This is a genomic window from Neobacillus canaveralius, assembly GCF_047237705.1.
GTDB classification, from domain to species: Bacteria; Bacillota; Bacilli; order Bacillales; family Cytobacillaceae; genus Neobacillus; species Neobacillus niacini_K.
Window position 1 is genome coordinate 3,341,121 of record NZ_JBDFLL010000001.1, and the last position, 22,427, is coordinate 3,363,547.

Annotated in this window: 18 protein-coding genes and 2 pseudogenes; 5 read left to right on the forward strand and 15 right to left on the reverse strand. The window is 36.3% G+C overall.

What is annotated here, in order from left to right:
* Positions 1-312 precede the first annotated feature (312 nt).
* Together ABC255_RS16815 and ABC255_RS16820 are read left to right on the forward strand one after the other, a co-directional pair.
* On the forward strand, positions 313-486 hold the full coding sequence (locus ABC255_RS16815; protein WP_412995229.1) for a hypothetical protein: 174 nt from the start codon (positions 313-315) through the stop codon (positions 484-486).
* 64 nt (positions 487-550) lie between these two features.
* Positions 551-790 (forward strand): hypothetical protein, encoded by a 240-nt coding sequence (locus tag ABC255_RS16820; RefSeq protein WP_412995231.1) that lies wholly within the window; start codon positions 551-553, stop codon positions 788-790.
* 307 nt (positions 791-1,097) lie between these two features.
* On the opposite strand, the gene ABC255_RS16825 is transcribed toward ABC255_RS16820, so the two are convergent.
* The 8 genes from ABC255_RS16825 to ABC255_RS16860 all read right to left on the reverse strand — a co-directional run bounded on the left by ABC255_RS16825 (position 1,098) and on the right by ABC255_RS16860 (position 12,690).
* A complete protein-coding gene (locus ABC255_RS16825; protein WP_412995233.1) occupies positions 1,098-3,527 on the reverse strand; it encodes a DEAD/DEAH box helicase family protein in 2,430 nt (809 codons plus the stop codon).
* Positions 3,520-3,846, reverse strand: a complete 327-nt coding sequence (locus tag ABC255_RS16830; protein WP_412995235.1) for a phosphoribosyl-ATP pyrophosphohydrolase — start codon at positions 3,844-3,846, stop codon at positions 3,520-3,522. The genes ABC255_RS16825 and ABC255_RS16830 overlap by 8 nt, the downstream gene beginning before the upstream one ends.
* A gap of 917 nt (positions 3,847-4,763) precedes the next feature.
* A complete protein-coding gene (locus ABC255_RS16835) occupies positions 4,764-5,666 on the reverse strand; it encodes a PD-(D/E)XK motif protein (protein WP_412995236.1) in 903 nt (300 codons plus the stop codon).
* Positions 5,644-6,375, reverse strand: coding sequence for a DUF6339 family protein (locus ABC255_RS16840; RefSeq protein ID WP_412995238.1), 732 nt, complete (start codon positions 6,373-6,375; stop codon positions 5,644-5,646). The genes ABC255_RS16835 and ABC255_RS16840 overlap by 23 nt, the downstream gene beginning before the upstream one ends.
* A complete protein-coding gene (locus tag ABC255_RS16845; protein WP_412995240.1) occupies positions 6,375-7,319 on the reverse strand; it encodes a hypothetical protein in 945 nt (314 codons plus the stop codon). The genes ABC255_RS16840 and ABC255_RS16845 overlap by 1 nt, the downstream gene beginning before the upstream one ends.
* Positions 7,312-9,318 (reverse strand): hypothetical protein, encoded by a 2,007-nt coding sequence (locus tag ABC255_RS16850; RefSeq protein ID WP_412995241.1) that lies wholly within the window; start codon positions 9,316-9,318, stop codon positions 7,312-7,314. Before ABC255_RS16850 ends, ABC255_RS16845 begins: the two co-directional genes overlap by 8 nt.
* A complete protein-coding gene (locus ABC255_RS16855; RefSeq protein ID WP_412995243.1) occupies positions 9,318-12,218 on the reverse strand; it encodes a Z1 domain-containing protein in 2,901 nt (966 codons plus the stop codon). The genes ABC255_RS16850 and ABC255_RS16855 overlap by 1 nt, the downstream gene beginning before the upstream one ends.
* A gap of 244 nt (positions 12,219-12,462) precedes the next feature.
* Positions 12,463-12,690: a hypothetical protein gene (locus ABC255_RS16860; protein WP_412995245.1), complete on the reverse strand. Its 228-nt coding sequence runs from the start codon at positions 12,688-12,690 to the stop codon at positions 12,463-12,465.
* 312 nt (positions 12,691-13,002) lie between these two features.
* Here ABC255_RS16860 and ABC255_RS16865 point away from each other — a divergent pair.
* Positions 13,003-14,341, forward strand: a pseudogene (locus ABC255_RS16865) (IS1182 family transposase).
* 550 nt (positions 14,342-14,891) lie between these two features.
* Here the strand turns inward: ABC255_RS16865 and ABC255_RS16870 are convergent.
* The 4 genes from ABC255_RS16870 to ABC255_RS16885 all read right to left on the reverse strand — a co-directional run bounded on the left by ABC255_RS16870 (position 14,892) and on the right by ABC255_RS16885 (position 17,210).
* On the reverse strand, positions 14,892-15,170 hold the full coding sequence (locus tag ABC255_RS16870) for a hypothetical protein (protein WP_412995246.1): 279 nt from the start codon (positions 15,168-15,170) through the stop codon (positions 14,892-14,894).
* A 108-nt stretch (positions 15,171-15,278) separates the two neighbouring features.
* Positions 15,279-15,440, reverse strand: a complete 162-nt coding sequence (locus ABC255_RS16875) for a hypothetical protein (RefSeq protein WP_412995248.1) — start codon at positions 15,438-15,440, stop codon at positions 15,279-15,281.
* 1,045 nt (positions 15,441-16,485) lie between these two features.
* Complete coding sequence (locus ABC255_RS16880; RefSeq protein ID WP_412995250.1) at positions 16,486-16,935, reverse strand: hypothetical protein; 450 nt, start codon at positions 16,933-16,935, stop codon at positions 16,486-16,488.
* 5 nt (positions 16,936-16,940) lie between these two features.
* Entirely contained in the window at positions 16,941-17,210 is a 270-nt protein-coding gene (locus ABC255_RS16885) for a hypothetical protein (protein ID WP_412995251.1), read from the reverse strand.
* A gap of 198 nt (positions 17,211-17,408) precedes the next feature.
* On the opposite strand from ABC255_RS16885, the gene ABC255_RS16890 reads away from it, so the two are divergent.
* Entirely contained in the window at positions 17,409-18,530 is a 1,122-nt protein-coding gene (locus ABC255_RS16890; protein WP_412995253.1) for a DNA cytosine methyltransferase, read from the forward strand.
* Positions 18,531-18,570: 40 nt separating this feature from the next.
* Here ABC255_RS16890 and ABC255_RS16895 read toward each other — a convergent pair whose 3' ends face one another.
* Both ABC255_RS16895 and ABC255_RS16900 read right to left on the reverse strand, forming a co-directional pair.
* Entirely contained in the window at positions 18,571-20,199 is a 1,629-nt protein-coding gene (locus tag ABC255_RS16895) for an AlwI family type II restriction endonuclease (RefSeq protein ID WP_412995255.1), read from the reverse strand.
* A 15-nt stretch (positions 20,200-20,214) separates the two neighbouring features.
* The gene (locus ABC255_RS16900) at positions 20,215-20,688 is read right to left on the reverse strand and encodes a hypothetical protein (protein ID WP_412995256.1); all 474 of its coding nucleotides are present in this window, start codon (positions 20,686-20,688) and stop codon (positions 20,215-20,217) included.
* A gap of 129 nt (positions 20,689-20,817) precedes the next feature.
* Between ABC255_RS16900 and ABC255_RS16905 the strand changes: the two genes are divergently transcribed.
* Positions 20,818-21,240 carry a very short patch repair endonuclease gene (locus ABC255_RS16905; RefSeq protein ID WP_412995258.1) on the forward strand — a complete coding sequence of 141 codons (423 nt, stop codon included), beginning with the start codon at positions 20,818-20,820 and terminating at the stop codon, positions 21,238-21,240.
* 181 nt (positions 21,241-21,421) lie between these two features.
* Here the strand turns inward: ABC255_RS16905 and ABC255_RS16910 are convergent.
* Positions 21,422-22,150: pseudogene (locus tag ABC255_RS16910) on the reverse strand (M20/M25/M40 family metallo-hydrolase); the annotation flags it as partial.
* Positions 22,151-22,427 lie beyond the last annotated feature (277 nt).

Here is a 22,427-nt window from a genome sequence, read left to right on the forward strand (position 1 = left end):
TAATATTAAAACTCTTGTTTAAATAACCTTTCTTTTTTCTAATACTTTCGAATACCCCTATTAAAATCCTTTTATGTGTAAAGTTTTCTTATCCAAAGGTTTCAATTAACGACTTTCCAAAGGCCAAAATTTTTAACACGGAGCAAACTTTGAGAAGTTTACTACGTGGTGCATATTAACACTTCATTATGTAATGGTCTTAAAAAGGAGAATACCTTTAATGGATAATGAGACCGTTGAATTTGGAACACTCTTAGGGAAATTAAGAAAAGTTAGACAGCTTTCACAAGAGGGGTTGCCTTTAAGTGCCACTTGAGCAGAAAAACCTTATCAAATCTTGAAAGAAATGAACATTTTCCAAATATCATAACCTTTGGTAAATATGCTAATGCTCTAAATATGCTACCTAGTGATTTATTAAAAGAAATTGAAAAACAAAGTAACTTCCTACAACTTCTAGAAGATATTACAGATGACTTTGAATGAGCAAAAAGGATCACAATACCAAAATCATTAACTGAAATTATTCTTAATTAAATGGGGTTGGCTTATGAATAACAGGACAATTGAGATTATTAATTTAGACATCTGGAAAAATTATGAATATAAAGGTCAACAATACTACATAGAGATTTTCCATTATTCGGATGGTACCATCCAAGCGTTCGCAAATAAAAGAGCTAACAAAGTACAGCATATTTTAGAAGAGTTCCCAATAGGACATGGTTGGGATGACGATGACCCAAAAAGGGCTGCAGTTCAAGCTATAAACAATATTCTAATTCAATAATCAGCATAAATCTGCTGAAATTTTTCTTTATATTTTAATTAATTTTATAAAAGTGTTCAAATATATATACATAACATGTACACTGTAGTCCACCACCAATTTTAGACACGGTGTACTGTCAACTATCTTTCATTTTGGAATAACAAAACACAAAAATTAAGAGAGTTTCTACGATACTCATTTCCACAGTCATAACACCCATCAATTTAAAATAATAGACATATTTATTGGTAAGAATTACTGTAAGGTTATAGAAGTATATAAATATCTAAGGGCCGCTTTTTTTAGCAGCCCTTTGTTAATAATATTATAGCCTCAATGGTGTTCGTGCTTTCCGTTCGAAATGATAATGAAGACGATATTCACAAATTTCCTTTGTCCATTGGAATAAAGTATCCTCATGTTCTTTTGTTACATCAAGGTTTAATTGAAAAACATCATTTTCATAGGAAATTAATCCCTTAGAACTGCCACTCCATTTTGTCATCGGCATGGTAGCAATCAGTTTGCTGACACCTTTTTCATCATAATTCCATAATTTCTTGGCTCCTTTATCGGAAAAATCAATTCTTTTGCGATGTTCTTTTTCCATAAGGTAGTGATGAAAGAAAGGTGCTACATCCTTTGAAAAAATAGGCTTGAACCAGTTCGATTTTCCGCGTTCGAGCATGGCAAATAAAACAACCATTTTATAACTTTTAGCCATCCCTGTTTTTTCTACCTCAACTAACCAATTTTCATACCCTTCAAATATTTCAATTTCTCGCTCAGTTAATTCTTCAGCCCATTTTAGAAAACCAAAATAAGAATTAAACTCCTGTCGATATTGCGGTGAATCCGTAGCTCCCTTTAAATGTAATTCCAAATATGTAGGTCTTCTTCCTATATCCCTCTTTAAATCCATATAATCTTGGAACAGCTTCTCTCTTCTTGGTTGTCGCTTTCTGATCATTTCTTTAACAAGGTCGATGACATTAATATCCAAATCAATTTCACAAAAGCCCGGTAATGTTGGTTGGATGTTTCTAGGTTTACCCTCATTAAGTTGTGTATCAAATAATCCTAATTTTATATCCGCATTACGATAATTTCCGATAAAGTCAATAATTACACACTTTTCCTTTTGAGAATGCAGCCGCAGTCCGCGGCCAATCTGTTGAGTAAATACGGTTAATGATTCCGTCGGCCTGACAAATAAAAGCGTGTCTACGGCCGGAATATCTACACCTTCATTGAAAAGGTCAACCGTGAAAATAATATCCATTTCACCCTTTGCCAGTTGCGAAATGGCTTGATTTCTACTGATTCCAGTTTGCTGAGAATGGAGACTAACAGTATGATAGCCATGGGTATTAAAATATTTTGATAAATAGTCGGCTTGTCTAATGGAAGAACAAAATCCAAGTGTTCTAGTCTGCCTCTTATCTTCCCACGCATGTAGTATCTTTTGAGCTAATTCTTCTCTTAATTGAACTTGCAGTAATTCCTCTTCTGCATATCGATTTCCCAGCCATGTTATTTGACTATAGTCTGTATCGTCATATACACCATAATAGGTAAAGGGTGCTAACCATTGACGGTTAATCGCTTCCAAGAAATCTAATCTGAATGCAACGTTCCCATCACAAAGCGCATATACATCCTTATTGTCGCTTCGATCAGGAGTCGCTGTTATCCCTAGTAAAAATTTCGGCCGAAAATAATCTAACGCACGTTTATAAGAATCCGCTGCAGCATGATGGAATTCATCCACAATAATTAAATCAAATTCATCCGCTCTAAACTGCTCAAGGTGTTTTTTAATGCTCAGTGTATAGATCGAAGCAAATATCGCATCTGCTCCACCTTCTTTTATCTTGCCATTGTATATACCATACTGCTTTTCAGGCATAATTCTTTTGAAAGAATCTCTTGCCTGATAGAGAATTTCTTCTCGATGAGCGATAAAGAGAATCTTGGTAAAGCTTTGTGCAAAAAATCCAGCCAAATAGGTCTTACCCAGTCCAGTAGCCATCACAACAAGAGCTTTGTTGTATTCTTCTTCTAAAGTCTTATTTAACTCTTCTAGAGCCTCAATTTGCGCAAAACGAGGCAGTATCTCACCATAAGATACCTTTGGTTCTAATACGACTTCAGGCTTTTCAGGACTATCCTTTTTTGCAAGAAGCATTAATTCTTGTTCCTCAAGTTCCGTCCATTTTTGAACCAGATTTGGATATTTCCGCTTATACTCATCATAATTAGCTCGATATTCTTCGATGGTTTCTTTATTTAAAGGGACCGTTTGATCAGAGTAGAAAATATCAAGAAACTCCATTAGTGCTTCATCAAAAACCTCTTTCTCGTCACTCACAGAAATATTCCATTCAATGCCTCGATTCAAAGCAGAATTTGAAAGATTGGAAGAACCAATAAAGAAAACATCATGTTCATTGGATTGAAAAAGATATGCTTTTGGGTGAAATGAAGTACCATTACTTTTCCATAGTCGAATGCTAATACGCTCATCAATTGAAAGCAGCTCTTCTAAAGCCTCCGGCTGTGTAATATATAAATAATCACCAGTACAAATCTTAATATCCGCTCCATTTTGTGCAGCTTTCTTCAAGGCATCTTTAATAAATTTAACCCCTGATTTCATGACAAATGAAGACAAAACACACATGGTATTCGCTTCTTCTATTTTGTCATTTAAATGTGAACCGAAGTCTCTTGTAATTAATTGAATCTTACTCATCCTCAACCTCTATTAGGAAGATTTTCTCTTTAAATCCACCTCGCTTCTCTGCCTTTTCCTGCCGTACCTGTTCCACCTGTTCAATGTTCGTTCCATGACATTCAGCAAGAGCATGGATAATTTCCAATAGGTCAGCTAACTCTTCAACTGCATCTTTATCATTTTTTGCATTTATGTATTCATTTAGTTCCTCAAAGCATTTTGATTTTATTTCTTTTTTGTATTCTTCACTATCTAATATTCTGGTAATAAACTTTTTTCCTGTCTTTTCAATTACTTCAGGGATACGATCTCGTACTAATTTGTTATAAATAGGCATTTAATGTTACCTCCAATATTGAATATACCTTTATTATAGCTAATCATGTAATTATTTACATTTATGTGGGTTGATTTAATTATTTATCAGAATATGGTCTTATTTCTTATAATAAATAGAAACCTCAAAGCGTTCCCGGTTAAAATTGAAATAGCAGAGTACATTTTCGGATCTTGGATATTTTAATACACATTTCACGTCGATGGTCTTGTTTTATACTAAAATAACTTAACTAAATTATTTGCAGATATCCTACTACAACTCTTAGTTTAATGAACACCAACATAAAAAAATGTTCATTTTGCTACAGTTGATTGATCAATAGATATAACATTAATTTCCTTTTAATATTCTTGATTTTTGTTTTATAATGCAGGGAAAAAATGAACATAAAAATATATCGTAAAAACATTATTATTCTAGAGGAGGATAGAAATGGAGATTTTTTATTTGCTATATGACCATTGGTGGAATTATTGCATCCTCAAAGAGAATCTCTTTGTCACAGGGCATTAGCCTTAGGATTTCTTCAAAAGTCGCCTGCCAGCTACCCAGCCTCTTGTACTTACTTGGGGTAGGACTTTCACCAACTAGCAATTAACGACTTGCTGAGGGAAGTTATCTTTTTTGATTCCATTTAGTTTTATCATAATGCCGTAAAAATCTTAATTTAATGCACTTTTTATCAAGTCAAGACTATTTCATTATAATAGCTAATAGAGGAATTTAAGATATCTCGAAATACTCCGATGGAAACATCAAAAAACTAATCAAAAGTCAATTGCAGCCTTATTAGTTCTATCAAGGCTAATTTGTCAATTCCACTAAACGCAGTATTTGAGTTGTTATTAAGAGTTTTGTTGGAAGCATCAATGATAGTCGAGTCGATGCTATTATAAAAACATCGACTATTTCTACTAGAATTCCTTTAAATCAATAACTTCCCCATTTAAACCATCTAAGTCTAATTTGTAAATCAGTCCACTAATATGTTTAGGCAATTGGCCATCTATAAAACTTTCTGGTACGATTTTTGGAAAGCTTTCATCGATTTCATATTTCATTACTTCGAGCAGGCGATATGATTTTGTACGAACTTCACTGCCAATTGGGTATTTTAGATTTTCAAGTGCACGTTCGATTTCCGATTCTTCTACGTTCAATTCTACTAATTTTGTAACAATATCTTGAATCGAAATACCATATACATCAGGCTCAAAACGATAGAATAATAAATAATTTGCTTTTAACTGATATTGACTATTAATAGTAATTTGTGAACCATAACGTGCTACAGTCGATTTAACCTCATAGCCACCGTCATTACAATAAAAATCAACAGAACCATCAAATGGCCCTACCCAGGAAACCTCTTTTTCTTGTTTCAACAAATAATAGTAACTTAACATTTCAGCTAGTACGCTATAGGCTGCTTTTTCAATATTGGCATTGCCCAACAATTCTTTCATCGCATGCCACCAAGAAATTGGATTCTGTAGGATTTCTTGATACGATTCTGCATCGAGTACCTTCTCTAAAAAGCCAGCACAAATAATCGCAAAATCATCATATAACTTAGGATGATCTGATACGAGCATTAATAAATGGCGTTCTTCACCACCAATTACATATTCTCTTGTATAATAAGCAATACTGGCGAACTGTTCATTTACATGTTTATCTGCCGGGATTTCAATGGCAACACCTTGCATACCATCAATTTTTACAATCCAATAATACTGCTCTTTTAATGTAGTGGAATGTTTTGCAGATGTTCTAAAATAAGCGAAGCCTTCTCTAATTTTTTGTATGGTTTCCATATACTAGACTCTTTTCTCTAATTTTGCTAAAGTCATTTAAAAAATACTTATACAAATCTGTTACATATGCTTTTATGCCACCTTCTACTAAACTAGGTTCAATCATATTTAACCGTGCTGTGTTTAATTTCAACATACGACGAAATAATTGTGGCACTTTGCTACTAGCATGTGATCTATACTGGTGCATCATTTCCCGTGTTAGTTCCACACGATAACCACCACTACCTGAACGATCGAGTAGCTGAAGGATTTCATCTGCCGAATTATCTTTTAATGTATCGAATGTTTCTTCCTCTGTTCCCTGCCAGGAAAGATGAATATACCACCAAATACTTTTCAACCAGATACGACGTGTTCCTTTATAAAAACGTTGATCATTCATTCCAAAACGTTGGTATACTAAATCAGGAAATACTTCCAATGATAAATAACGCCATATCTCATCTTGAGCTGCTAATCTCTCATTAAAGCTGTAGTCTTCATTTAGCATACGGTACAATATCAAACCCATATGCAAATCAAATGCATAAGAATTAATTTTCTTCATTTCATCCATTAAAAATTTTTTCTTTTCGTTCAACATAATTTCACGCAGCTGATCAAAAGGTCCCTTGACTTGTCGAGGTGCACAGTTTTCTGGTTCGGCCTCAATTTGTTGAAACTTAAATTTTGCTTGTGCTTTTGTATAGACTATATTTTCCCACATTACATTTCACCTGTCTTTACTCTTGTTTCTAAATCTTTTCGTAGAGACATCGCTAGTTTTTCTGGCGTATCGAAATCCCAATTTAGTGTTGTTTTAAAATAATGCATGACTTGCCCGATAGAACCTTCCTCGCAGTTTCTCCCTTCCTGAATATCCTGCCAATCCGGACATTCCATCAAGTTTTGAAAAATAAGCTGCAAGGCACCTGCTAAAAACTCAACATACAATGTTTGATCAAGCTTCGTTTTCGGTTTTTGAATCGATGTGTATGCACCATGCGCTTTATTTAAATAAATCGTAATATATTCTTTATCAAACGGTTCGACTAACGGCTCCGAATAATTGAAATCGACATACCATAAAGGTTTATCCGGTTCATTAACAATCACAATCGGGAACGTCGAGCCAGAACCATCTAAAATGACAACCCATTCTACTAACTTACCTAAAATAGTTCCTGTTAATTGTGCTTGGCCTCGCATACTATTACGGCTCGCCCTTTTCAGATAAACAACAAGCGAAATATGAACTTCACCAAACAGTTTATCCTTTAGGAAATAATAATCAATAGGTATATTCACTTCATTTGGAGTTGTACTTGTAATGGTTGAAAGCGGTATTACACCTCGCTGCGAAGATTGCTTTGACAACCATTGCAATGCTAACCCTAACTCTGCATCTGCATTGACCAATTGCGTAGGACCAAACAAACTAGACGGATTACTCAACGTTACATTGCCTGAAAGCCCAAAACCTTTTTCTACATAGTCCCAGCTATCATCGTCATTACTCAATAAAGTTTTATACTCATAGTCTTCTGTTTGAATGAGGTCATGCTTTGAACCATCTTCATCTCTATAAAAGAACTGCAAATCAACCGAGACATTTAACAACTCTTCCATCGCCTCATCATAAAGTCGATTCATACTAACCTTATTAGCCATTGTCTACACTTCCTTCTGGCTTCATCGACATTTCGACTTGTACATGAGGGTCCGTACAAGTGAATACTAAAATGCCTGTACATTCCACAGTCTTGTCTTTTTTCTCAATACGTACAGCATGCAACACTTTGCTTTCGCTTTTTTGAGCCGTGGATCGACCAAATAGACCAACCGTATCTGGGAAAGAAATGCGTGTAATTTGTGCTGGGAATGGTGTCCCTACACTATCTGCTGATTCCCAGTCTGTTGCTGAGATTTTTCCACCTTCAGAAGCAATAAATAACTCTATTGTAAAAACAGTGACATTTTTCGCTAGTTTCATTTGAAAATGAATTTCTAAAGCACCAGTATCTAAATATTTTTGTGATACAATCGTAAAACTATTGCCGCCACTACCTTTAATAGTAGAAGGCTTCTTACCTCCAGCCCGATTACGACTAGAAGCACGACGACCAAATCCAGTCGGTGGTAATAGCAACTTTCCAACATTACGTGCTAGTGTGTTCATACCTTGCTTTTCTTTTACTTCTTCTTTATTTTCATATGCAGCTTTAATTTTACGACGAACTTGTGAGCGAATTTTCTCAACAATATCAAGCGGCTTACTTTGTAAAATAATGTCTGTCCATGAGGTATGGTCAGCCATTTCACTTTTCCGCAAATACGCCTCTAAATCGATGACATCTTTATCTGGATTCAGTAACTTTGTATCGGAATTTGGCACAAAAATAGCCACTAAGTATTCGTGCCCTTCTGTAGCTCCAAGTCCTTTACACCATTCGCCATTTGTTTCATAATTGACAACCATTCCTGGTCTTCTCACATAAGCCATCAACGGTGCATTTTGCTCGCCAAGCGGATTTTTTTCATTCACACATGTAAACGGGCTCGGACCATTCAGTGGCGCTAGCATATCCAACTCCTTTTTCGTGAACTTTTTATATGCCACCCTCCCTGCGTTATTTACTTTATTGCGTTCAAAATAATTACGGATTTGAATATCATTGACGATATAACGATTTGATTTACCACCGAGCACAGCTGCGTTGTACATCATTTGTAGCTCAAGGAATAATGGTAAAAAATCATCCTTTTCCAGTCTCTTTCCATTGATATGTCCATCTAAATATTTGCCATAAGTATATTTTTTATTAGCCAAGCGCGGTGCATACCAACGTTGCATTGCCATACGAATATAATCTACTGCATTCGATTCCCACGGTTTGTTTTCATCGGGATTGATGTCATGCTTAATAAGCAACTGCTGTTCATCTATAAATGGAATAATGATTTTTGTCCCTAATCGCTCTCCCTCAAACGGGTCAATAGATAAGGATTGTAAAATATTCCGAATCATTGGTTCATCTGTAATTGGAATGGTATCATTACTATCTTGTGCTACACGTTGGCCCCACCAGGCAATTCCGCTCGGGACTTTTCCAGCAGATTTTGGAATAATTGGATTTGGTAATTTCTCATTTTCTACTAATGTCACAGCTAAACGATGCTCGTGATGACCATGGTCATTTAAAATATGTGAATAGTAAACAACCAAGCCAATGCCTACACGGAAATAGACAGTCTTCCCTAATCCCCAGGACCCCCCGGCACCTGGTGTTTCTTGTGCCATACTAATCCCATAAATTAGTTTAAAAATATTGCCGTTTGGCGTATGTTTAAAGTCTAATGACCCCGTTAAGCCGGTTGTGTTGGCATCTTCAATATAGATCGCCTTTTGTGGCGTGGCTCCAAACTTTGCGTTTAATCGATCTGTAATTCCATCTAAATGTTTAGCAAAGTTTGGGACATTGACATCTTTGATGCCAATGTCCACATAAACAGAATCATGACCTTCTACACGAATACCAGCATCTAGACTATTTTGCACAGATTCGCGTACAAGTAAATCTAAAATCGGTAAATCGTTATTTTGAATAAGTTTTAATAATGAACTGCCTGATTGGGACATTTTCCCAAACTCTGCAATTTCGATTTTCATTACTCTTTTCCTTCTTCCGTTTCAGACTCTCCCATTGGATTTTCAATACGAATAGACAATTTTGTCGCTAAATTTTTGCCCGAACGATACCCCGGCACAAATAAGCTAACACCAATTAGATCTTCTGAAGCATTTAAGTCATAACGTCTATTGGCTTCTTTTGTATTTGGGCTTTGTTTTCCTTCAAATTTCGAATTTTGGTCAATACGATATAAAAGTAGCTGCGGAGTTGACCCAATACCCGCTGCTTTACGTATTTCATTGACAACACTTTTCTTAGGTTGTTTTTGATCAATTTCATCTAATTGATCTTCTATACGTACACGCTCTTCTTTCCCAGCTTTCGTTAACTTAAATTCATCTGGAATTGAGTCATACATCTCTTTTGTCATATCTGCATATAAATCCGATGGCGTACGTAACACACCAATATTAATTTTTTCGCCGGTTGCCGAACCACGACGACTACGTGTAATCAGTCCCACTCCACGACCACCGACTAACCATTGTTTATGTGCATCATCATCTAACTTACCTGTACCAGATAGCACCACATTCCAATTCGTAAAGCCGGCTTCGGCTTCTTTCTTTTGATACCATTGATAAAAGGTTTCCATATTGGAGAATTCGCTCTGTTTACTAAACATGAATTTATGGAAGAAGTCATCCAAAATTTGTTGGAATGGCACATCTTCCCAATAAAGACCACGACCATTACGTGTTTCGTTTGGTGTGCCCAGGCGATGTAAAAAGTGCTCTGTTATTTCAATATTTTGTCGTTGAATAACTGCATCATCTTCAAATAGAATCGATTGAGTCGATGTGCCAGAGAAGTCTAAATCGATTTCCTCTGCACTTTGCATTCGATTTTTCGCTGTAATACGCAGCCATGACAGTTTTGGTGAGTTTTTAATTTTAGGTCCGTAATCGTTGGCATCCATACCTTCCAAAATATAGGTTTCAATATCCTCACGTAATTCTTCCTCAAGGGTCGCCATAAACCTAAACTTCGCCTCTGTATCTGTTGTCAGCCAAATACGCGGTAACATTTCATAACCTTTACGGTAGCCAAAGAAACGCCCCATTTGAAGTAATGTATCTGCCTGAGATGTCGTACGGAGAAAATAGGTGCTTACTAAGCCTTCAATTGTTAAACCACGCGATAACGTACTCCCACCAATAACAATAAATGCTGGTGCTGGTGCTGGATAATTGGGTGATTTGGGATCTGGATAGGCTAAACGGACATGCTCTAAATCTTCCGTGATCCCATTATTTGCGCAGTTATCGATACATAAATGAAGACCGTCATGATATTCCAAGCTTTTTGTCTCTTCTAACACATTGATGTGCGAAGGTTGATTACGGATTAAACGCTTTAGCTCTTCTTCGATTTTTTCAAAAGGTGGATAATCCTTCACCTCATCTTTATTTGGGTACACCTCAAATTCCATTTCGAAGTCTTCTTTTGTAAACTTTTTCTGCTCTTGTTCATACAGTACCCGACATGATTCAATGATTTGTGTTTTCGGTGTACTACGGAAGTAACTGTTAATTAATTTCGCAAAAATTTGATGATGTATTTGCTTTTGACTCGTATGGACAAGCATACTAATCGGCTTTTTATATTTGCGATAGCGCATAATCGAAGTCGCTAATAAAAACCAATGGAGTGCATCTTCAAACGATTGCGGTAAATATGATTCCTCTTCTTTATGAACACTATTGACTAAATCACGATCATCTTCTGTTATTTCACGTACGATGGGTAGCCCGCGATAATATTCATTATTCTCTAATCCAAAAATTTGTTTTGCACCAAAATATTCTTTCGCTGGATTTAATACCGCAACAAAATCACGGGGGTATAGGGACTTTTCTGATGCCTCATTCAAAAAGTTAGCATAAGGTGTAGCTGTGTAACTGATGTAATTCATACTTAACGGTTTTGCACCATCATTTGCTTGAATATCTACTAGTTCTACAATTGCTTTATTCAATGCGGTACGTTCGGCTAAAGAATCATTTACATCATTTGTATTGATTCCACCTTGGTCTGATTCATCATCAATGATTAAAATGCGCATTTGTGAAAGCTTTTTGCCATCTTGTTTTAACCAAAGGATTAAATCGTTTAAACGAGTTTTATTTTTCAAGCATACATTTAAGTAACGTTCACGTGACCCTTTATTTAATAAAAGGCTGCTTACTTTATGCGAAGAATTTGACTTTAATGAGAGCTTACTTAAACGTTCCCAAGAAAGATTGCCTGATATTTTTAAATCACTCATTAGACGATCTTCTGTTTGTTTACGCAAATTTTCGATTGTCCCCGATAAAACAATGAATAAATTAAACTCCCAATCCGCAGCCATTGCCATTAAAGCTGCCATACTTGCTGTTTTACCTGACTGTACATGACCAATAGTTAAACCTTTAATCGGATTATCAGTCTCTACTCGGAGCTTTCTTAAAATACTTATTGTTGTATTTTCAATATCTTTTACCGATTCATCAGTCCAGCCTTGTCTGATCAGCTTGTTCTTATATAATTGCCAACTACTCGCTGCACCACTTGGGATTGTCAAATCATTATCTTGCCGAAGACTTAAAATGCGATTATTGGCAATTTTCTCTTCAATCATTTGTTCACGCTCTGCTGTTTCCCGCAAAAACTCTACAATTGCTAACCAGATTGGTGCATTCAAATCTTCGGGAATCATATCATCTTCTTGTAATTGTTCGAGTTTATTCTGCAGCCCTTCTTCATCCTGCTTGCCGTAATATTTAATAAAATCCCAGTTGCGTCCTTTATTACGCAACTTTTCGATTGCCATTCGATGCTCATCATATTTTGGGGAAGAAAAATCATTTATCACGTTTATCATGTTCATGGCCATTATTATGTTCCTTCCTTTCTATCTTTTAAAAATACTGCATTATTTCATACATAATACTAATCTATATTTTAACACATCAATATAGTAAAAAAGGCGTTCTAAATTGGTTCCCTTGCAAGAGATGGATAAGGATCACCTCTGAAAGTTTCAATACCTAGGATCATTCTTACCATACTCAGTACCATAACCAATTTCTAGTAACATTCAACCTGTAATCTTTCTTCCTCTACTCGCACCAAATTTTTTATTTCTTAAACGAAAAACTTGGGTTGTCATTAACCTTTTCTTCTTTAAATCTACCTTTAAGTAATCTTACTTCCGACTCAAGGGTATCAATTATCTGCTTTACATGTTCATCATTGTAATCGTAGTTGTTTTTATTGGATAAATTACCAATGAGTCTTACCTTTTTAATTACATCAGTAACACGTTTTTCTGCTAATCGCTCGAACTTATCGCGTTTTTCGTTCATGTAATTCACTCCCTAATTGTATTCATTAACTAAAATATTAAACTATTACTCTATTATTTTCAACTACATTTTAATAATAGAGTCTATATATTAAAGATATAGTTTTTTTTCGTAAATTATATATAAAATCTTGTTAAATATATTTATTTTTCCTAATTATATCTCAAAAAAAAAGGTTCTCCTCAATTAAAGGAGAACCTTTCAGACTGTCGACAAATTCGAAAAAAATCGGATTTGCCGGCGGTCTTTTTTGTATAATTAAGATACAGATACTTAATTGGGGTGGATGAAAAGCTAACTAAAAATACACAGATGAATCGTGATCAAATAGAAATGATAGCTTTAGAACAACTTGTACCTGCGAACCATTTGGTTCGAAAAATAGAAGCTGCTATTGATTTTTCATTTATCTATTCACTTGTTCAAGATATGTATTCATCTGAACGGGGACGTCCTAGTATTGACCCTGTGGTATTGATAAAAATGCTTTCATCCAATATACCCTCGGTATTCGCTCAATGCGTCAAACCATTGCAGAAATGGAAACGAATATTGCATATCGCTGGTTTCTCGGCTTTGGTTTTTATGATAAGGTACCACACTTTCAACCTTTGGTAAAAACTACGAGCGGCGCTTTAAAGGTACTGATTTATTTGAACAGATTTTCTACCGTATCTTAAAGGAAGCCTCAGAAAAGAAATTGATTAGTAGTGAGCACGTTTTTATTGATTCCACACATGTTAAGGCTAGTGCAAATAAGCGAAAATTCGAGAAGAAAGTAGTTCGAAAGCAATCTAAGGCTTATGAAACACGTCTTCAAGAAGAGATTAATAAAGACCGCGAAGATCACGGAAAAAAGCCCTTTCCTCCAGATAAATTTGAAAAAGAAGATTTAAAGGAAATTAAAGAAAGTACCACTGATCCAGAAAGTGGTTATTACGTAAAGGATGAGCGAACGAAACAGTTCGCATACTCATTTCATGCAGCTTCTGATCGAAATGGTTTTGTTTTGGGTGCTATTGTACCTCCAAGGAATATTCATGATAGTGTCATTTTAGAGCCACTACTTGAGAAGGTCAATGAAAAACACGGGAAACCCGAAGCAGTTGCTGCTGATGCTGGATACCAAACGCCTGCTATTGCTCAATACATATTTGAAAATGATATGACACCTGCTTTACCATATACACGCCCTCGTCCGAAAGACGGTTATATGAAAAAACATGAGTATGTTTATGATGAATTCTACGATTGTTATATTTGTCCGCAAGTACAAATACTGAAATATGAAACGCCGACGAAGAATGGAAAGCGTCAATACTTCTCTAATCCGCTTGAATGCCAAAAGTGTCCATTGCTTTTACAATGCACAAGAGTAAAGAACCATAAAAAATTGATTGAGCGGCATGTGTGGGAGCATTACATAGAAGAAGCCGATCATCTTCGTCACACACAAGAGAATAAAAGTATTTACGCAAGACGTAAAGAAACGATTGAACGTGTCTTTGCGGATGCTAAGGAAAAGCATGGTATGCGTTGGACAACCTTAAGAGGTTTAAAAAAATTGTCCATGCAAGCGATGCTTACTTTTGCTGCCATGAACTTGAAGAAGATGGCCAGCTGGACCTGGAAGGGTCCAAAAATGGCGTAATAAATGGCATAGGATAGGTCTAAATATCATCAATAATATCCAACATCCTCATAACTTCATCGGGTGTGAATGATTCTAAAGTATCTTCAGGAGTTTTGATCGGCTTGGAATGATTCCAAGCCCCTTTTTATTTCTTTTCTATTAACTTGTAACGGCTGAATGGAAGCGTCAAAATTAAGCCTGAACCTTTCTGTACTCTTTCAACTTTTACGTTCATTCGGTCAACGTGAATGACCTCGAACACAGCTTGTTGACTTGGAACAGGTTGCCATTCACTGAACGACGACCTTGAAACAGCTCATATTTTTCTTGAAGCTTTTTCAGACTAGACAGTCCCACTACCATTGTTTTCACTCCTTCCAAAGATCAAATTTTTCTTCCTCTAACAGTTCCCTCTACAGTTTTCTTTTCTGGAGCTTCAGTTTGAGGACTTCTTCTTTGATCGTTTCAATTTGTTTTAACAGCTCTTGTTCTCTGTCGTTCTTCAAATAAAAAACCTCCTTGTCATTGTTACATTGAACAACGACAAGAAGGCTTGAGTGTGACTAATCTATTTAATTATGTTCCATTCAACAGCAGTAGCGTACTCGTCTATTTCTGGAGTAGACTTATCTACCTTTGAAGCTTGGAGAACTACATTGACCATTGGCTCGGAATCATTTGGAGTGAACTTTGTTTTGTCAACCGTAAATTGAAAGACTCTTGTCTCTCCGTGCATTACTCCAATAGTAACCGTGTTCGCCCCAGCAAGGTCTTCTTGTTGTAAGAAGTCATAGGACTGGTTGAGGACGTGTTGAGTAGCCAATTGTGGAGTGAGTTCTTCATTCATAAAAACCGTTGCCGTAACATGATTGTTTATTTCAATAGCGTCAGTAATATCAACCTTTTTTGCATAAGCAAATACTTTTGTTTTGATAGAAGCTTCCTCTTGAGTTGTTTATTCTTGCTTTGGTTCTTCCTTCTTTGAATCCTCTTTTTCAACAGCTTCGGTCTTTGGCTCTTCTTTCTTTGGAGCAGACTCGGTCGTTTCCTCAGAGCAACCAACCAGTAAAAGACCGAAAGTGAGAATGATAGATAATATCTTGAGTTTCCCCTTCATTTCTTTGTTCCTCCTATTTCCTTACTAGGCAATATTCTAGCACGAATGGAAATGTTTGTGTTATAGGTTGACCCCGAACTTTAAGAATTTTGTATGTAAATTGTAGGACACAGAAGGGTAAGAGAAAGACCCCCAGCCCCCCTTGTGTACCCCTGTCAGGAATTTTTTCTTTACACAATTTTCGATTGAAATAAAACCTTTTTCATTCTTTTGTTTGAGTCCCTTTTCCGAGGAGCTTGGAAGACTGGAGGGAACTGTGTTTTATCAACGTTTTGAGACTTTTCCAATGTCACACAATCTATATTTTGTTACATTCAACAGTTCGTTCTCCATGTCAATGACTTCTCTCTCAAGGCCTTGAAGCGTTTGCTTTTGCTTTATTTCATGATTATGTTCATGAGAGTCTTTGAGCTTTCCTCTGTTCTGTAAGACCAGTTTGTTTAATAGCTGTCAGCTGGGTCTTTTCTGACTTTCCTTCCCTTAATAATTGCTTGAGTTTGGATTATGCTTCAGTGAGGAAGTCTTCCATTGCTCTCTCTGCACAGAGTTCTGGTAAGCAATGAACTCTGGGTCCTTCTTCACGGTAAATGGTTCTTTCTGTGACTCCAAATTCTTCTGCTATCTGGGCATGTGTTTTCTTTTGAATGTCGTTGTTTGCTAAAGTTTAAGCGCAACTCTTCTGGGTGTCCGTCAGCGAGTTTCTCCTTAGTATTTTTGACATTCTTTTTACTCTCCTTTCTTCAATATTTCGTTAAATAAACCTTGCAAAATAAGGGTTACTGGATAAAACTACAAGAAAAACGTTCGTGTCAGAAAAGTGACAACGAACCTATAAAAACACCGTACTTTTACCCTCTTTTCATGAACTTTTCACTTACTTTTTCTAGTAGTTTTCTGATCTTATACAGGTAATGAAAACAAAGCTGTTCATATTTTAAATAAGTGAATTTCACATAAGGTCTAACAATGAAGTGAACCAAGCTCACAAAAGAAATACTTAAAAGGAGTCCGAGAAATAACAAGGTCACATTCAAAGTGACCTCCTTCAATTGTTAATGTCTTCAATAGGAAGACTATTAATCGAGAAAAGCGTCAAGCTTTTCGAGATTAATTGAACACGGTTGACTGAAATTGTCTCAACTTCCTCATTTATCCCAATTGCTTTCTTCACCTTCATTCCCTTGAGAACTTCCATTGCTTTCTTCATTTCCTGAAGCTGTGAATATTCTAGTATTATTTCAGCTCGTTCATAATGTCCAAATACAGCTTCAAACAACATGTGTTGAACAAGGCTCACTTCCCCTCCAAGTTTAGCAACAAAGACTAGACGACGAAACTCTTTCAATGTGTCAACCTTTCTTTTCTCCAGACCTATCTCCTGACGAATTTCCTTCACAACTTCCTCTATTTCTTCATTCACATAATGACCGAACCTTGAACTTGACTCAAAAAAATTCAGATAGTCCAATACTTCCTTAACTCGTAAATTATCCATTGTTTTCAACCTCCTCTTTTGGCTGACTCTTTTGCTCCTCTATTGTTTTTATTTGAGCAAAAAGTAGAGCATTTCTTGAACAAGAGCAGCGACTCGTTGAGTAAGGTTTTCAATATTTGTCCTGAACCGTCATAAGGTTCGTCTAACTCAACTTGTATTGGACAAGACTCATGAGCAAAAAGAGTTGGAAAGTCAATGTAAACTATTGTTGCCAATCCTTCTTTCAGCCCAAAAAGTTCCACAGTAACTATCACCCTGTCTCCGACTTGATACATATAAACAGCTCCTTCCTCTTGTAAGTCCAACGAGGTGTACACGAAGCTGTGACTAAAAACAAAAGAGCTTTTTTGACTCAATTTACCGAATTTTCACGAACGCATTTTCTGCCATCCGACAAATTCAGACAACTTTTGCTGCATTTTTTAGTATAATAGAGTATAATGGGTTGTACACATTTAAACGGGGTGAGAATATTGATATTTCAAAAAGGTGAGTTTTTTAACGGCCCCGGCGGTCTTGCACTCGGGGCGAAGATGGCAGGTTTTATTGATGAACATGGTGAAGAATGGGGAGTAGAACATGCATGGGCAAATGATATTGACGAATCCGCATGTGAAACTTTTATTCACAATATTTGTCGTACAAGACCACAAACAGTTATACACGAAGACGTCCGCACTTTAGATTTCAATATACTTAGAGAGCTAGGTGCAATTGACGCATTTACATTCGGATTCCCTTGTAATGATTACAGTATTGTTGGAGAGCAAAGAGGTCTTAACGGTGACTATGGTCCTTTATATACTTATGGTGTTCGTGTTCTTAATGAGTTTCAACCTCGATTTTTTGTTGCAGAAAATGTTTCTGGACTCCAAAGTGCAAATGAAGGACAGGCTTTCGCTAGGATTATTCGCGATTTAAGTGAAGCTGGATACAGAGTTACCCCTCATTTGTATAAATTCCAAGACTATGGCGTTCCTCAAGCGAGACACAGAATAATAATTGTTGGTATTAGAAACGATTTTAACTTAGAATTTCGGGTTCCTGCTCCTACTCATGGAAATGGTGAAGGTTTATTACCTTTCAGAACAGCCGGACAAGCACTTACCGATCCACCTATTCCAGAAAATGCTTTAAATAACGAATTGACAAGGCACACTAGAAAAGTTATTGAAATGTTAAATAATATTCCTCCTGGTCAAAACGCTTGGTATGAAGGTATTCCAGAACATTTGAGGTTAAATGTTAAAGGAGCTAGAATGAGCCAAATCTATAAACGTTTAGACCCAGACCAGCCGTCCTATACAGTAACCGGTAGCGGCGGTGGTGGTACACATATGTATCACTGGGATGAACCACGAGCTTTGACAAACAGAGAACGTGCGAGAATTCAAACATTTCCCGACAATTTTGTCTTTATTGGTGGTAAAGAAAAAGTTAGACAGCAAGTTGGAATGGCTGTACCTCCAGAAGGTGCAAAAGTAATTGTTGAAGCCATACTAAAAACCTTCGCAGGAATTGAATATGAAAGCATTGATTCCAAATGGAATGCAGAAGATTTCATTTTACAGCCAGAACTTGTTCTAGTTGACTAAAAAGGAAATGGAGCGACTAAATCAGTCGCTCCGTTTTTATTTATAGTACTCCACGTAAGTTAGTAACCTCACGTAAAAATTCTCCAATAGTTGAATATGCTTGGTTATTGATCGCTTTTAAAAATAATTCAATTCGATCAGCTTGTGGAATATCATTGTCTATACAATAATCCAAAAAGCCAAGTAAAACATTAGCGCTTAACATGATCCCCTTAATATCACGGTCTGGGATAGCACGTTTTACAAGGTTGCTAATTTTTTCAAGGTTCTTTTCACCACTCCAACTTGCGGCGGTCACGTACCCAAAAAATGATACTTCTCGTCCGTCATAACCATTATAATTCGGTAAATATTCAGAAGCCATATGAGAGGATAAGTGAGCAGACAAAGCAAATTTAGACCGATAATTTTTAGCGTCAATAATACCCATTTCTTTACCTTGGTATTTAAGAAGAATTTCAATTTCGGTTTCAACATCTGCGAGTGGTTTTGGACGCATTTCAACCTCAAAACCGATAGCTCGGAACACTTCCCCAGTTTTGTCCTCAAATACGAGATTATCTAATTCATTTAAGTAACCTTCAACGAAGTCATTATTTAGAGACTTAAAGCTTTGCTTTTTCAGCTCGTCTGCGTGTTTTTCTGCTTCTTTTGCTGGGAATTCATTCATTAGATTTTTTTTTAATTCTTCATGAGATAAATTATCTAAGTCTGGAAAGTCAGAAAGCAACTCATTAATTTTATTTGCAGTTTTCCGTTTATTACTCGCTGGTTTGATCCCACCAAAGCTACTAGCCTTATAGCTGTCAATATCCAAACCGTTGTTTTCTGCCATACGCTGAAGTGAAATAAGGAAACGTGAATTAAAAGGATACCTCATATCATACTTGTCAATTTCTCCGGTGACTCGCTTTGATACTGCTGGGTCAACTCGAAGTGCTTCACCACGGATGTATTCGACAAGACCAGTATAATCAGATATCAACATAAATGTATGGGCTACGTCTCCGTGAGCTATTTCAAAATCTCTTGCCCCCTTATCGGAACGTTCACGGTGGTCGAAGTTTTCAGCGATTACTTGCTTAATGTGCTGTTTTGTTATTTGATTTGCATTTCTAAATTTAAGTATATGGTCTGTAACCGTCGCCAATTGATTATCATTGTTTGCGGTTAAAACAAAATACGTGATTTCTTCTTTGGTTACATAGTAGTTCAACACTTCCTGATTAGTTAGCTTGATAAGAAAGCGTGCTGGACGGATTCGAAAGTTCGATTCGAATTTCGGACGGAAGCCAGTTTCAAGAAAGTAAGCATTGGGTATTTGAAGAGTTAAAATTTGTTTAGTCACGTTTTCTGGTACTTTTTCACCGTCTAAGATCTTACTTCCAGCTTTAGTTAGAACCAAAAAGCCGTTGTCGTCCGTGTAAATATAGGCAAAGGTTTTTAACATTGCCGCCCAGGTTCTTCCGCCAGAACCGTCATTACTTACATTTTCTCGCTTTACTCCACGAGCATTTAATGATCGTTCGTAATTAAGGTGAGCTTGGCGATTCCCCGACCATTTAATTGTAAATCCATTAGTTGCGTCCCTTAACGCTAAAAGTGCATCACGGTGGAATTTAGGGTCACGTTCTGGACGTGTAATGAACCATATTTTTCTTTCTGACATTGCCTTCCAGCTCCTTTAATCATTTATTTGAATCATGATTTTTTCAAAAACAGCAATTTCTTCTTGTGCGATTACATTGTTAAGTGCCTTGATATTATTCACATAGAATTGCATACTAAGGAAAAACTTTTTAAAATCCTCGTCGTTTGCGAGAAGGTAATCAATGTCGTTTATTGCTAAATCAATGCTCACTGAAGCCATTAAGAGCACTTCTGGTGTAAGCACAGAGTTAACTTCCACTGGTTCGAATTTGCTGTTTTCGCTAATTATCTTGTTAATGGCAACAATGATCTTCACGAAAGTGGATAATTTTATATCCTTTAATTCATTAAACCTTCGATTAAACCAGTTAGTGTTTCCACCAGTGTTTCTGCTTAATTCAAGATGAGTGATTTTACGACTTTCAAGTTCTTTATCCAGATTCCGCGTGATACGGTAAGTCAAAATCTTTAAAAGTAACTTTTGCAAGATCTCATTTTCGTTTGGCATATCACTTTAACCTCCAATCCAATTTGATATTTCATTCGTTGGATTAATCATAATCGGATTACAGTTCTCTACAATCACCACTTATGGTGATATGCTGTAACAAATATTAAAAAATAGGAGTGGGATTTTATGGCAGACATGTTTACAAAAGAACAGCGATCTAAAAATATGAAGGCAATTCGCTCTACGGGAACAACATTGGAGAAAAGGGTGACTTCAGAATTATGGCGGAGAGGATTCAGATTTAGGAAAAATGTTAAAACACTTATGGGCAAACCAGACATTGCAATAAAAAAGCATAGGATTGTTATTTTTCTTGACTCATGTTTTTTCCATTCTTGTCCCCTTCATGGAAACAAACCTAGTTCCAATGTTGAATATTGGGAAAAGAAGCTAAAGAGGAATATTGAGAGGGATAAGGAAGTTACGGAGTATTATAAAAAAATAGGCTGGTATATATTACGGGTCTGGGAGCATGAGGTTAAGAATAATCTTGAAGGTACTATTGATAAAATTGCTAATTTTATATTAAAAGCCAAGAAGAAAGAATAAATGAAAAAAAAATAGACCTTTTTTTCAAGGTCTATTCATTGGATAATCTTTTTACCTTATTTATGCCTTTTCCAAAGTCATAAGGTTGACTGTAATAAATTATACCACAATAGAGATATTCAACGTCACAAATTCGGTCATAGTTGATTTTATCTTTTAATTTTTCTGGGTAGTCCTCGACTTCCACATTTACCTTTCCGTTTGCATCATGAAGAGTAGAAAGCAGCTTCAGTAATAAATGGTTAGCGTTCTGAACTCCCCCGCCAAACATGCCTGAATGCAAATCGGTATTCACCGTTTTAAGGGATATTTTAAGCGCACACAGACCTCTTAAAGAATATGTAATCGCAGGAACTCCTCTATCCCACATATCAGAATCGGATATGACCATCACATCACAGGCTAGTCTTTCTTTATTGTCAGCTAAAAACTGTGGAAGATGAGGACTTCCGATTTCTTCTTCTCCTTCAATGCAAAATTATAGGTATACTGGTAATTTATTTTCTAGTTTCAGTAGTGCTTCAATTGCTTTAATGTGTAAGAACGTCTGCACTTTGTCGTCTGTGGCACCTCGCGCATAGATTTTTTCATCGCGGATGTCTGGTTCAAACGGTGGGGTTTCCCATAAGTTAAGCGGATCAACGGGCTGTACATAATAATGACCGTATTCTAATACTGTTGGCGCATTTCGTAGCCAGTCTGCATATATAATCGGATGACCTTTTGTTTGTACGATTTCAACGTGTTCCATTCCAATGCTTTCTAACTTATTGGCAATCCAGGAAGCTGATTTTTGAATGTCCTCTTTATGCTCAGACAAGGAACTTATGCTTGGAAAGCGCAATAATTCTTTTAAACCCTCAACATTTTGATAATGTTGCTTGGATACAATATCGGATAATTGATTCATGTTCTCAACTATTCTTTTTTATTTTCATTTCTATTTTACACAAAAGTAGGAAAATAATAAGAAAACCAGCACTAAAAAAGGAGAGTGTTTATTTGAATATATAATAAATGCCTGGCCCTACAAGATAGTATCAAGGATATTTAGACCGGATGCAGGACCAAGCCTTTTTCCCAGAATTCTTTAAGCTACAAACAAAGCGTTTTTATCAAAAAAAATGCAGCCAGTTTCCCAAGGCATGGGACTGACCGCGTTTAATGCTTGTGTAAGTAAATCACCT